This is a genomic window from Haloarcula vallismortis ATCC 29715 (assembly GCF_000337775.1).
Classification (GTDB): Archaea; Halobacteriota; Halobacteria; order Halobacteriales; family Haloarculaceae; genus Haloarcula; species Haloarcula vallismortis.
Genome location: NZ_AOLQ01000018.1, coordinates 1 through 13,063 on the forward strand (window position 1 = coordinate 1; position 13,063 = coordinate 13,063).

Consider the following 13,063-nt stretch of genomic DNA (forward strand, 5'->3'; position numbering starts at 1 on the left):
GTGGCGACGAGCCTGTCGTGGTGTGTCGATGAACGGCGCGTCAGCGGCGTAGCCGTGACGCGCCACACCTTCCTCGTCGTAGCGGCCCATTTGGTAGGTACAATCGATCATAACCGGGAATTCGACGGTCCATTCGTGACCGTCGAATTCCGTGGTGAGGTCATGCTCAATTTCACGACTCCATCCCTCTGACAGCTCCTGCTGTATCTCGTTTCCCCACTTGATGATTGGGACGACGTACGCGAGATTGTGAGCTTGCATCAGCGTGAGGCACTTCCCATCGTAGAATTCGCTGTCAACGTAGAGCGCTTTGACTTCGAAGTCAAGGCTGTCGACGAGGGCAAGAAACTCTGCGAGGACGCCGCTGGCGGTGTCGCCGTCGGTGAGACGGCGCACCGCCAGCGTGTAGCGTTTGTTGCGAACGTGGGCATACAGCGTCGCGTACGCGTGAAACGCCGTGGTTCCGGCTTTCGCTTCGTTGTAGTAGAGACCGTCTGTCTCATCCCTGTCACCATAGTAGGGGCGCAGGTGGAGATCAACGACGATCTCCACCTGCTCTGGAAGCATATCGAGCGTATGTCGCCGGAGGAGCGTGTTACCGACGTTTTTGACCGTCTCAAGATCCAGTTTCGTCCGAAGGTGCCGCAAGATATTCGTGCCAGATGAACTGTCTTCACTCCGTTCGCAGAGTGTGGAGATCGAGGTCCCGTCGGCGGTTGCGCCGACGAGGACCTCGTAGATGTCTTCGGGGTCAAGGTCAGCGTTTTCGCCGAGACTTATACCGAATGCACCGGTGAGAGCGTTGACGAGAAAATTAAGGAGCTGGTCCTCGTGGAGTTCACTGTCTGCTTGTTTGTGTTTGGACACACTTCAACAAGCAGACCTCTCAACTAACAGGCTTTTTGAGGTACTGAGTATTGACGACCGCAAAAAATGTGGAGTTGACATCCCTCGTGATGCTGGCTTTTGAATCTCTGATGACCTGTATTCTCAAATCCTATCCGAAGCAACAGAATAGCTACCGCTCCCACGGAAAAAAACCATGTCGGTCGCGATAGGCACTGATCTGCTCTTGGAACTCCTGCTCCTGGAAGTCTGGCTCGTCGCCGTGGATGTCCTCGGGTGAGACGCCGTCGGGAAGATGCTCATAGCCCGTCGACTTTACTGTCGCCTCGTCCTGTTCGGGCTCGTGTCGGTGCTGTCCGCATTCCCTGCAGGTCCAGATCATGCGGTCAAGATGGGTGTGGCATTCGAAGCCATCGAGTCCGTGGGATTCGTGTCCCGTCGCGGCGCCACACTGCCGACAATAAAACTCGATACCAACTATCTCCGGTTCGACTCTCGCCTGATGGCGCTGTACGACGCCGGGGACAAGCCAGTACGTCCCATCGTCCTGTCTGAACTCCTCTGTGAGACGCTGGAACTCCGAGCGATCGGTGACTGGTGTCCCGTCCTCGAGATAGATCCGTGGTTGGACGTCGCCGTCCCAGTTGGTCTGCTCGTCGGCTGTCTCCAGGAGCGCCTGTCCAGTTTCCTCGTCGAGCGTGGTTTCGGTCGGCAGGTCGGGCCAACCGCGAGTGAGAGTCGACGCTGGCTCGGTGCCAAATGCTGCCCGACATTTCACCGTGCCGTGAGAGGTATCCTCGCCACTCGCGATGCTGTCGGACACGGAGAAGGCCGCAGCGCCCAGTGCCCGTGCGTGGAAGTCAGTGTTCGCGTCGACGAGTGCGAGTACGACCCGACCGAACGTCCACTCCCCAAGAGGACTGCTATCCTGATTGTCGGAGGGAATCTCTGAGATACCGGTCTGTGCGCAGAACGGACACTGGCGGTTATCTTGTGGAATATCCTGTCCGCAGGTCGAACAGGTACGAGTCTCATCCTCTGTACGCTCGGGATATCCTCGTGACGTGAGGTCCCGTTCCCGTCCGTTCCCCCTTGTTTCAGGGTCAGAACTCGCTGCACCGAGGATATCCGCGGGGTCGTACTCAGGATTTCGGTCAGTCACACGCGTGGTTGCGTTCGTCATCGTATTTAAACTCCAGCCTCGAGGGAAGCACAAAACGAATGCAGCCGAGACAGAGCGTGAGCTGGCTACTCGCAGTCTGTGCCGTCCGCGACCTCTTTGATGAACGGATCTGGTGACCTATCGAGGTCGTGCTGGTCGATGAGTTCGAGGGCAGCCAGCGCTGCGCCTGTGTCTGCAAGATCGGTCGCGAGCAACTGCTTGAGACGGATGGCGGCTTTGTCGGCCCGGTCGGAATCTGAACCACGCAGTTGCGTACACTCCATGAAGAGGCGTCGCCAGGCGGTCGCCGAGCCAGTCACAGTGAGATTCCAGTCCGGGGCCTCGTAGCTTGAGGACGACTGCCGACGGTAGTGTCCTTCGAGTCCGTCGAGCAAGTCGTCGATGATCGTGCCCTTCTCAACGGTCCGTCCGTGTTTGATGTACTCCGGGTCGACGAGATTGCGCCACTCGTCGTAGGAGTCGATATCGTACTCGACAGCTAGCTCAACTTCGACCGTTTCGAGACAATCGGCCTTCCCGGTTTCATTGACTCGTCGAAGTCGATCTGCGGTCCCTTCGGCTTGGACTGTCAACTCTGGGAACGACTGCGATTCGCTGGGTTCTGCCTGTTCTCCGGTCTGACTGCTGTTGGTAGTCTTCGAAGCCATGGTTTTTCAGGATACTCCCGCTGGAGCACCCCTCACCCGGCTGTGGGTTCAAAAAACTCTCAGTCTGGGCAAGCAATTGCTGAAGAATTGGCACACACCACTGTTTCCGGAGAAAACCACCAGACAGCGATGGTGTTTCACTTGAAATCCGGTGTGTCGAGTCCGGGACTGGTCCGGTCTCAAGAAGGTGTCGTAGGGGTTACCTGGGGTTGGTTTGTCCTCGTTGCTTTCCCTAACTACCTTTATTTTATATAAATATAGAAATATTAAGGCCTCAAACGGATAGTTGTCAATTATGGATAGCAACCTCACACCCGACGAGTGGGATCGAATTAGAGCGTTCGCACGGGCTGCAGATTGCCGCCAACGACCCGAGATACTGCTCCCTGAGGAAACGCTTAAACGCGACTAAGATACAATCACGTTCTGGTCCGCACCTGATGACTGGCTCCTACAATGTTCTAAGCAGTTCAGCAGAGCGGAATACGACCAGCGGTACTGTCGGCCTTCAATGTACTCAGCGCGAAATCAACTCACACTTCGAGTTGCTCCATGGGCTCAACCTCGAAGGTCAGCAGGTGTGATCGAAGACGGGCGTAGGCCCCGTCGCCGTCAGTGGTGACGCAATACCGGTTCAGCCGGGCCTCGCGAGGATTCCCATCGTTCTCCTCCCACGCTTCCAGCGTGAACTCGTAGGCCTTCAGCTCACCGTCAGCGGCTTCGAACACGGCTGCAACCGACGGGGTCCCGTGGTTGTCAGCGACGTAGGCCACTTCAACGGCGTCGTGGCCGGCGTCAAGTCGCTGCCAGCCATCGAGTTCTTCCGGCGGCTCCTCGGCGAACTGTTCGATCTTACGCTGAGTTAGTTCGGCTTCCGCTGCATCTCGCCACGCCTGCTTGATATCCTCTGCTTGTGACTGCTCGATCTCCTGAAGGACGTCGGTGTCGATACAGTCGGCGGCCCAAGCAAGCACGGTCTTGGCTTTCTTGTGCTTCTCGTCTGGTTCACCGTCTAGCTGCCCGAAGTTCATCTCGCGGGGCGACATCAAGAGAACTGACGACCGCCAGTAGCCCGGATCGGCGTCACGGTCCTCGTCGGCATCGGGAACCCACGACTCCATTGAGGTTCGGACCTCTTCGTGGTGGCCGAAGCCGGTTCGGACGCCGCCGGCGCGCAGGATACGTTCTGCAAGGTCGATTGTGCGTTCTTGCTCGTCTGCGGGAACCTCATCAGGCCGGTCAACATCGGCGTAGAATGGTAAGCCGACGTTGCTGATGATCGCCTCTCGGTAGTTCGGAATCAGCAACGGTTCCTCGACGAAGATCGGTTCGAACGGGACTTCGGCTGTAGGCAACATACTGGAAAGCCTCCAGCCACTGAGGCAGCACAAAATCGCCCTGCGACAGAGTCCGATCTAGAGGAACTGGTCGACAGTGTCGCCATGGGCCGCTTCCAGGGCATCCCAGTCAGCCATCGTATCGTACTCTGGCCGGATTTCACCGTCCGAGAGTATGTCGTCGACGAACGCGTGGACATGTTCGTCAACGGGCGCGGTCTGCAGGTCGTGTTCCCGAGCAACGAATCGGACACCGCAGAACGAACGGCCGTCGGTTGCGAGTTGCCAGAGCAGGAGATTTCGGTTCTGGTAGGTTGCGAGTTCGGTGAGCAATGCTTTGTTTTGGCTGTCAGTCAGGTTGTGCATGGTTTGGAACCCTCAGCCGGGATGGGTTCATAAACTGACATGGAGGATAAGGCAAGTGTCAGTACAGCTCTTGAGGAGGCCGATTAGGCCGGATTTGGGTAGCTGTCAGACCACAAGATTATCAATGGTCTGTCTAGATTTTGGCAATGATGAACGACCTGAACAATACAGAACGGGATATGCTGACAGTAATTGCAGGCTTAGATGCTCCGATGGGGACGGAGATCACTGCCGAACTCGAAGAGTACTACGATACAGAAGTCACAGCGGGGCGTATCTACCCGCAACTGGACGCGATGATCGAAAAGGGTCTCATCAGAAAAGAAGACAAAAACGGACTAGCAAACGAGTACTACCTGACAAAGCGCGGGGTGCGAGACCTGCAGGCGCACCGAGAATGGGAGAATCAGTATCTGGCTCCGATTGACGAGTTATCCACATAGCAATCAGTGACATGATTTAGCATGGGCGGTCACTCGGTTTCGTCGGCATCTACCTCTAAACCTAAAAATTTCAAAAACTCTGTCCGTTTGTGATCAGTCACAAAATCAACCAGTGCAGGGTAGAACTCATCATTTTTTGATATTTCTCCACCACCAGCAAGGACAGACTGTGCGTTGGCCTCTTGAAATAGCTTGGAGATGTCATCTTCTCGGTCGTTACCGAGATACATCGTAACCTGGTTTCGATCTCTGACTGGAATCTCTGCTTTGGGTCGAGAGTCTGCTGCTTCAGTTTCAGTCTGTCCAGTTTTTTCTTCTGCGGTTTCAGTATCTTCAGCGTTCTTATCGCTATCTTGACTTTGATGATCACTGAACCGCTCTTTCAGATCTTCACTCATTGTTTATTTCCTCCAGTAGCTCTGCGATGCTGAGATAGCAGTCGCGAAGCTCATTGACTGGGTCACTATCCCACGGATAACCCGCATCGTCCGGATCGTAGGCATAAATTGATGTTTCGTATTCGATAGCGTGTTCAATTGCGTCTCTGTCCGGGATTGAGAGGACTCGATCTTCTCCAAAGGTCTCAGTGAACCAGTCCTGCATATCGTCTGCGATGGAGCCTTGAGCTGGGACTTGATTTAGGATGGCTCCAATAGCCCTAATCTTGACCTCGAACTGGTCTTCTAGAGTCTCTACTTCATCAAACAAGATCTTAAGCGACTCCTGAGCGATAACATTCGGCTCGCTTGGGAATAAGACGTTCTCTGCAGCGAGAAGTGCAGCATCGGCGAGCGGCCCAAGATTTGGAGGCGAGTCGATCAGGACATAGTCATAGTCGATATCAGAGCGGTTGAGAGCGATTTTTAGAGACTCGAAGCCTCGCCGATCAGTGTACAAAGACTTCTCGGCAAGGAAATTCCGCATATGGGCAGGAATAATGTCGTACTCCCCACCGGAGATGATGAGATCATCTAACTGGTCGAATTCCATATCTCCATCTTGGGTTAGGACATCAATCAGTGCCTCCGCGTCTTTATTTGGATTATCAGAGAACCGTCTATATCGTCCTTTATGACCGAGTTTGAGCGTTAAGGCTCCCTGCGGATCAGCATCTATTGCGAGCACATCATGGCCACGTTCAGCGAGTGCGCCTGCCGTGTTTATCGTTGTCGTTGTCTTTCCGACTCCTCCTTTCTGCATACCAATTGTGACTCTCATGTACGCACCTCTCGAAATTTTCGAAGTTTGCGAAGTTTTCGGGCCATTCGTATATGTCGTATATTACGCCATGTACATAAATTCCAGTGCGGCAGATATAAGACATATATTACGCAACTTCCGTAAGGCTTGGAAGTTGCGCAATATCCGCAATATCCGTAATATACGTAGTGTCCGTAATTTCCAGCTATTTCGAATAGTACGGCTGTCACTGTCGAATCAAGGGTAGCTAACTGATATTTACTCTACCCCCATTGGAGTCGGGTCCGGGTACTAGATTTAGCGTCTCAAGCAGTTGTCAACCATTTTTTTGGACACCCACACACCGTCTTCGAAGTATCCTTCTGGATTGGCGTTTGTGGAGAATAGTCGATAACCAACTCATGCAGAGCAGTTTGAGGAATAATGGATAATTGAAATGGTGGAAGATAAGATGTTGAATTGACTATTATAAGAGATAGATTTAATAAGAAGAGAGAAAAACCAAACCCGTACCACTACTTGAGTAATAGTATGAACAGACTAAGAATCATCAAGAGCATCGCAAAGTATGCCCATAACTCCACTACTCGCTTATTTTAAGCAAAGATACTTCGAAGACGGTGTGCCTCTCTCTATCTATTCTGATTATACTTCAGAACAACTTATCCGTGGAACCTGCCACAAAGATACTTCGAAGACGGTGTGTGGCTCCCCCTATGTGATATGCTAATCCTCCGCAAAATTGCGCTTCTGTGCCTGAATCACTCGCTTAAGGCCATCTTCGTGGTGACTCAAATCAGCAATACGTTCGTCTTGCTCTAACCGCTTCTTGATTTCTCCGGGGTCACGCTTGAACTCATACATCAAGTACATTCCCCCACCTTGTTTTCCTCCAAGGCTTTTCCTCTCGTGATCGAGCTGCCCATACGTCCCGACCTCACGGACATAGTTGTTGAACGTCTCCCGTGTCCGTCCATCTGCATCAAGCACATCCGTCAGAAACTGGTACACCGGGAACGCTACCCGCGATGACGCCGTCGTTGACCCACTCTTCCCGAACTCCGCCACCGCGGCTGTCGCATATAACGAGATTTTCTTCTGTGTCGTCAGTCCTTCCACAAGCTTGAGAGAACGGTCAGTCTCAACATCCTCTTGAGCTTCCCGAACGTGATTCTCGGTCACAGTCAGATCACCGTTCTCATTCGCGACATCGCCTGCCTTCCGAAGAAGATCAATAGCTTTCCGAGCGTCTCCATGACTTTGAGCAGCGAAGGCAGAAGTCAACGGGATAACGTCCTCGGATAATGCGTCCTGAATAAATGCGTCTTCCCGGTTCCGGAGAATCTCCTGTAGTTGGTTAGCATCGTAGTCGGAAAAGGGAATGTCCCGTGGGTTGAACGAACTTTCCGCTCGTGCGTCCAGGTTATTCATGAACTCAGGGTCGTTGGTTAGTGCAGCTACTGATACCTGAATATCTATGCTCTCAATGCTGGCGCGGCTGAGTTGGTAGATTAAATCCGAATATGCGGGTTCGCTTGAAGATGACCGCCGACCGAGTAGCAAGTCAATTTCGTCTAAGACAAACACGACAGAGTCGTATCCTTCATCTAGCAGATCGTAGAGACGGTCATACTTCGTACTCGTAGAGACGCCATGCCGCGCGACTCCGATTTCTTCGTTGAGGTCATGAGCAGCTTCACGGACAAGTGCGTACACGGCTTCGTCAAGACTCCTGAGATTTTGGCAATTAATTCGGAGTGTACCGAACTCATAACCCCGATTCTTAGATATGTCTCGGATTTGCCGGGCAACAGCGTCAAATATCAGTGATTTCCCTGTTCCTGCAGGACCGTAGAGTAGTAAGTTCGGTGGGCGGTTTTCATTCAGAACCTTCCGAAGATTAGAGACGACAGTTCTCAGTTGATCGTCGCGGCCAACAATACGGTCTCTGTCGATAATCGTGTCGGGCTCCACTAAATTCCGATTTCTGAACACTGACTCCTCGCCTGCCTGTTCAATCATCTCCCGCACGGTGAGTGAATCGTCAGTATCTCCCACATTATTCCCTGATGAGTGGTCGCTGTCAGTCATATATCCCGATGTATCTCCCATCCACATAAATATACTACACCACGTTCGAAGTAACATCTCACTATTCTTGGCAACTGCAGTCTCTTATACCCGGAATATCGTTATCTACTAAAATAGAATTCACGCACCGTCTTCGGAGTATCATTGGATATCCAAACACACCGTCTTCGAAGTATTATCGTCATGTCCACAACAAGAGCGGATAAAAAGCTCATACCATTACTTGGATGAGAGTTATGTTGTTCTTTGAAGGTCAGACATAGGTTCGGAGGATGAAGTGGGCTACAAAGAATTCCCCCGACATTTTGGTTGATTCACGACCTCGTCAGCAATATGGACGACACCGCGCGTTCACGGACGTCGTATTGGTCACAAAATGGTAGAAAAGCGAAAAAGAGCGATTTCAGAAGACAGCTACCACTATCGATTCAGAAGCACACGCCGAAACGTCAGGTCGGTTCGTCAGGTGGATCCCACGTGTCCTGGAAGATTAAGACGATTGAGGATGCGAGAAAGTCCGCCAACGGAAGGATCGTCTCAAGGCGGTCTTCGTGCGGCCCCCGGCCATAGTCATCGAATTGCCCACTAGCCAGCTTTTTCAGCGAGTGATCGACGACACGCCACATATTGTGCAGCAGGCAGCTGAACACGAATGCAAAGAATCGCATACGGTAATCCGTCGAAGCAATCGACGGCATCAACGGCTGAATCATCTTGTACTCAATCTCGATATCCCACCGTTCAGAATACCGATTGACCAAGCCTTCCGCATCGAGTGGTGTCACCTCATCGCGGTTCGTTGCAAAAATCGCATACCCAGTGTCGTCGGCATGCCGAATAATCCAGTCGTCGCGGTTTGCCGGCACGTGCATGAACGTCAGGTCGTGACTGTAGTTGTCTTCCGCAACGTCGGGATCGTCCTCGACATCGATATACGGCGTGTCATCCCGGAGGTGTAGCGGTGCGCCTTGCTCAACACGCGCCGTGACCGCGTCGTCTTCCCGAACGTCTGCTGCCTGCGCGCGGAGGTGTTTGGAGTCCTCTTTCTTTGGGATGAGATAAGCTACATCGTGGCGCTGATCCAGCACGTGGAAGACACCGTGCTGGTCAAACGCCTTGTCCGCCATCACTAGATGAATGTCAACGAGTTCATTGGCCTGTTCCATGAGGCGGTCCACGACTTCCGCCCACGATACCGACCGTCCATCGTCACCTTCCCAGTCGGAGTGATGCCGGATCGGCTCTACCGCCACGACCAACGGCGTGTTCGGACCGGCAATCGTCAACGTCGCATACTGATACTCGAAGACACCATCCTCTTTGGCCCCATTCACCATCGTGGGATACTCGTCTTTCGGGGTTCTCGTCTCGCCTGTCTCCCCATCAACAACGATGCGCTCGTCGTCCGGTTCGATATCATCCTCGCCTTTCCACGGCGTTACGTGGAATGGAATCCCAGTCACGTCGATCGCCGCGACAACCGGCTCAGTAAATATATCCGAGACACGGACCGAGTTGAGCATGCGCTCGACTGCGTCCGAGAATTGCGTCTGTATTGTGTCTGCGATGCGGCGCCACTCGGGGATGGGGTCGCCTTGCCAGTTGCTCGCCGCGAAATCGTCAAACGTGAACTGGTACCCGGTGGGGGTGCCGAGTTTCTTCACCGCTCGCACGTGCGTGTCGTGGTACACGGCGTCGTTCTGAAACTTGTTGAATGTCCGATATGAGGCACGCGTCCCCGCGCGGTCCATCAGACTCATCAGTGTTTGCTGCTCCCAGATGGCTCTATCGGAGTGTTTCGCGTTTGCCGCGCGGCCAGTATCGAAAGCAGGAGCCACATCATTCAGCAGGGTGGACATGAGGTCCGGAGCGTGTTGATCGACGTAGTGATGGAGGGGCTGATCGCTAGCCTGTACCTCGTCGGGGTCAGGCTCCGGCAGGTCCATTCTCACATTGCGCGCTCGGAAGTCGTCGTGGGCCTGTGCTTCATCGCGGATACCCTCCGCGACGGTGCTGATGAATTGGCGGAGGCCGAGTGGGAATCGTTTCCGTTTCGTATAGGAAATTGCTTGTTGCGTCGGTGAATGGTCGAACTCGAACCGCTGTCGTAGATACGGCCACTGTTTGAACCGTTCAGCCACTTGCTTCTGACTGTCACCCCTGATTTCCTTGTACAAAAACAGCCGAATCATCGGGTCCGCGTCGAACGCTGAGTCCCAGTCGTTCGAGATATCGTGTGTAGCGCAAAGTTCCTCGGTGGGGATGCTGAGGTCGCGGATGACACGAGAGAGATCATCGTGGATATCGAAAAGCGTGGCTGCTTGCGTCACCAGTTCACTCGCATCAGGTAGGTCGCTTACAGCCATCGCCGTAGAGGGGCTACGATAGTTGAGCGGCGGCGTCCAGCGGCGTGGCTACACGGGAAGTGTGCCAGACATGGGCCTATAACTGTCCGATGGGAATCCAGTATAGATCAAGCCAAGTCGGTGAGCGGGGAATCGACCCGCATGTGGGGGCAGGCCGCTATTATGAAGGTGTGGTAGCTTCGATTCAATTTGAGTCAAATTTGGAGATGTACTTTGTTGCTTGCCAGAATTAGCGTCATCACACGTCATTGATTGGTATTTCTCCCTATGGTCTCCCACGTATATAATATATTTGACAAATTATACTTCGAATTCGCGTAGATATCATCGGGAGTTTGAAGCGTATCCATTCACACAAATGGTTACTAACCGCAACTGACCCCTCAGACCCCACCAGCACTACAATGCCAAATAGAGCCCACTACGATGACGATCTAGCCGAATTTTTCCAGAGGAAACGATCCGTAGAGGTCGCTTTCAATATCCTCGTAGGCGGCGCTAGCTTCTCAGAACTCGAAGATAGCATCGACATCAGCACGTCAACCCTTTCAAGGCGTTTGAAAGCTGGTGAACACCACGACCTTTGGACGACAGTCGCCTCTCGTCACAGAACCGGTGGTCGGAGTAAACAGAAATACGTCCCAACCACCAAGGGAACACGTCTCCTTGAGTTGATGGCCGACGTAGGAGTCCCACGGATCGCTGTTATACATGACCCAGAAGATAAGGAATACCAAGAGACGGTTATTCGGTTTATCGAGGTAGTCGAAGACCGAATCACTGACGGTGAACTCAAACCACCGTGGGAAGAAGCAGCTGAACCCACGGCAGAAGCGCATGAATCAATCGGCGAGATCCGAGCACGCGATATTGAACATCGGGAAACAGGAAAATCGAAGGAGAAAGCAACTGAGAGCGATATTGCGGATGCAAAGCCACCAGTATCTCCCGTTGAGTTTCAGAACCTATTGAAGACGGTCTTAGAAAACCAAAGTGGAGACGTAAGCTGGGACGATGTATACGAGAACCTCAATGATGGGGATGCCTAATTCTGACAAGTAAATCCCCTCCGTGAGTGGTATAATATTCGAGTCAGCACAGCCAAGAAGGCTCCTCAATGCAGTTTTCGTCAATCATACTTCTCAGGATATTTTACGATGAGGCATCACATCTGACGTATGGGTGAGAAAAGGCCGGATGGATTTGACTGGCAGTCATGTATTGAAGGTGTAGGAGTAATTGAGTTCTTCCAATTGGATAACCAAGAGAACTTCATTGAGGCTATCAACCCATATCTACCTGAAGATAACAAAATACATGGATATCACCCCCGCGAGACGCATGCACGAGTTCCGTTTCAATTGAGAGACTTACGTCGTGAGGTGTCGTTTCCAGGCATTGAGGAAACGTTGTTCAATTCGGTTCAATTGCAGATTGCGGTTGATACGAACGACCTGGCTCGAGTCCTATTTTTTGGAGACATAGATACAGAGCGATTTGTTGCCGAACGGTCTGAGCGATATGAGGATTCAGGTCACGAACTCCGACTGCAAAATCACGGTCTCGAGGCTCTTCGAGACGCACAGACTAAGTTGAGTCAGTTTCTGCGGGATGATGTCAATGCCGGATTCTTCACTAACTCTGTCGAACCATGGGCCAAAGGTACGAGAGAGGAGAGGGATCATCCCGGAATCTGGTTTTATGATTTCTCGGAGGCCGAACCATCTACACTCGATGAATTTCAACAGAAATGCCAAGATCAAACGCCCTTTATTGGTTTAGGAAAGGAAAACCACGTTGAGCAAGGGTTTACTCCCTACGCTAATAGTCGGTGTGTTGTGCATGGTGACGGACGAGAGTATTGGGCGACGCAATTGGGGAGTTTTCCTTTTCGCTATTTTCTACTCCGCTTTCAAGAGCAAGATCGAAGTGACCTACCCTTCGATTTAGAATCGCCAGATTCCGGCATTCCGGACGATGTCACCAGAGGCTACGTACCTTTGGCGAGGTCGTACGCCCATCTCTTTTGGTCGATTGCATCCTATGACGCACTTGAGTCCCTTGCACCAGAGGCCCAGTTCGAATCCGGCGATATTCAGGATGTGTTGAGCAACATGTCTGATAGGGAAAAAGCGGATCTCCTCAGTGACTTATATGAGGGAAGTCGGTTGGTAGATGAGTTCTGGCACAGCCGTCAGGAGCAGTTTTCGAGTATTAAGACAATGCGAACCGAAGATGGCGGCTATGCTGAACGAGAGGACGCGGTTACCAAACCGCTGCTTGAAGCTGCCGAAGATATTGAAGCCCTTTCTGAAGACCAGGTTAGCCGGTTTAGCAATCGCTATCAGCGATTAATCGACCGAGTCCAGACTCATATAGAAACCAATGTTGGCATCGTTGGCAAGAAGCTTTCTCTCGTCTTGTTCGTCCTGACAGTTGCGAATGTAGTTGCTCAATTCCCCGCTATTCTCTCCAACGAATATTCAAACGCAATTTTGGCAGCGTTCGGTGTGTTGGCTGTTCTTGCTTTACTCCTTATTTTCCCTCCAGGAGAATTGAGATCACTTCAATAGAGTCCGTACAT

12 protein-coding genes are annotated in these 13,063 nt (G+C 52.3%); 3 read left to right on the plus strand and 9 right to left on the minus strand.

Features of this window, described 5'->3' with window-relative positions:
- The 5 genes from C437_RS05355 to C437_RS05375 form a co-directional block, all read right to left on the minus strand.
- Nucleotides 1-867 (minus strand): ISH3 family transposase (locus C437_RS05355; protein ID WP_004515879.1); only part of this gene is annotated, 867 nt, incomplete at its 3' end.
- Between the two features lie 151 nt (nucleotides 868-1,018).
- Nucleotides 1,019-2,029: a hypothetical protein gene (locus tag C437_RS05360; RefSeq protein ID WP_004515880.1), complete on the minus strand. Its 1,011-nt coding sequence runs from the start codon at nucleotides 2,027-2,029 to the stop codon at nucleotides 1,019-1,021.
- Between the two features lie 65 nt (nucleotides 2,030-2,094).
- On the minus strand, nucleotides 2,095-2,676 hold the full coding sequence (locus tag C437_RS05365) for a hypothetical protein (RefSeq protein WP_004515881.1): 582 nt from the start codon (nucleotides 2,674-2,676) through the stop codon (nucleotides 2,095-2,097).
- Between the two features lie 533 nt (nucleotides 2,677-3,209).
- Nucleotides 3,210-4,034 carry a hypothetical protein gene (locus tag C437_RS05370; protein WP_004515882.1) on the minus strand — a complete coding sequence of 275 codons (825 nt, stop codon included), beginning with the start codon at nucleotides 4,032-4,034 and terminating at the stop codon, nucleotides 3,210-3,212.
- A gap of 57 nt (nucleotides 4,035-4,091) precedes the next feature.
- On the minus strand, nucleotides 4,092-4,379 hold the full coding sequence (locus tag C437_RS05375) for a hypothetical protein (protein WP_004515883.1): 288 nt from the start codon (nucleotides 4,377-4,379) through the stop codon (nucleotides 4,092-4,094).
- A gap of 149 nt (nucleotides 4,380-4,528) precedes the next feature.
- Here C437_RS05375 and C437_RS05380 point away from each other — a divergent pair, with 149 nt between their 5' ends.
- Nucleotides 4,529-4,822, plus strand: coding sequence for a PadR family transcriptional regulator (locus C437_RS05380; RefSeq protein ID WP_049919633.1), 294 nt, complete (start codon nucleotides 4,529-4,531; stop codon nucleotides 4,820-4,822).
- A 29-nt stretch (nucleotides 4,823-4,851) separates the two neighbouring features.
- On the opposite strand, the gene C437_RS05385 is transcribed toward C437_RS05380, so the two are convergent.
- The 4 genes from C437_RS05385 to C437_RS05400 form a co-directional block, all read right to left on the minus strand.
- Nucleotides 4,852-5,220 carry a hypothetical protein gene (locus C437_RS05385; RefSeq protein ID WP_074655016.1) on the minus strand — a complete coding sequence of 123 codons (369 nt, stop codon included), beginning with the start codon at nucleotides 5,218-5,220 and terminating at the stop codon, nucleotides 4,852-4,854.
- Nucleotides 5,213-6,040, minus strand: a complete 828-nt coding sequence (locus C437_RS05390; RefSeq protein ID WP_079992080.1) for a ParA family protein — start codon at nucleotides 6,038-6,040, stop codon at nucleotides 5,213-5,215. The genes C437_RS05385 and C437_RS05390 overlap by 8 nt, the downstream gene beginning before the upstream one ends.
- A 708-nt stretch (nucleotides 6,041-6,748) precedes the next feature.
- Nucleotides 6,749-8,044: an orc1/cdc6 family replication initiation protein gene (locus tag C437_RS05395; protein WP_004515887.1), complete on the minus strand. Its 1,296-nt coding sequence runs from the start codon at nucleotides 8,042-8,044 to the stop codon at nucleotides 6,749-6,751.
- 518 nt (nucleotides 8,045-8,562) lie between these two features.
- Nucleotides 8,563-10,479, minus strand: coding sequence for a hypothetical protein (locus C437_RS05400; RefSeq protein WP_004515888.1), 1,917 nt, complete (start codon nucleotides 10,477-10,479; stop codon nucleotides 8,563-8,565).
- Nucleotides 10,480-10,883: 404 nt separating this feature from the next.
- Between C437_RS05400 and C437_RS05405 the strand changes: the two genes are divergently transcribed.
- Complete coding sequence (locus C437_RS05405) at nucleotides 10,884-11,528, plus strand: MarR family winged helix-turn-helix transcriptional regulator (RefSeq protein WP_049919632.1); 645 nt, start codon at nucleotides 10,884-10,886, stop codon at nucleotides 11,526-11,528.
- Nucleotides 11,529-11,657: 129 nt separating this feature from the next.
- Nucleotides 11,658-13,052, plus strand: a complete 1,395-nt coding sequence (locus C437_RS05410; RefSeq protein WP_004515890.1) for a hypothetical protein — start codon at nucleotides 11,658-11,660, stop codon at nucleotides 13,050-13,052.
- The last annotated feature ends 11 nt before the right edge of the window (nucleotides 13,053-13,063 follow it).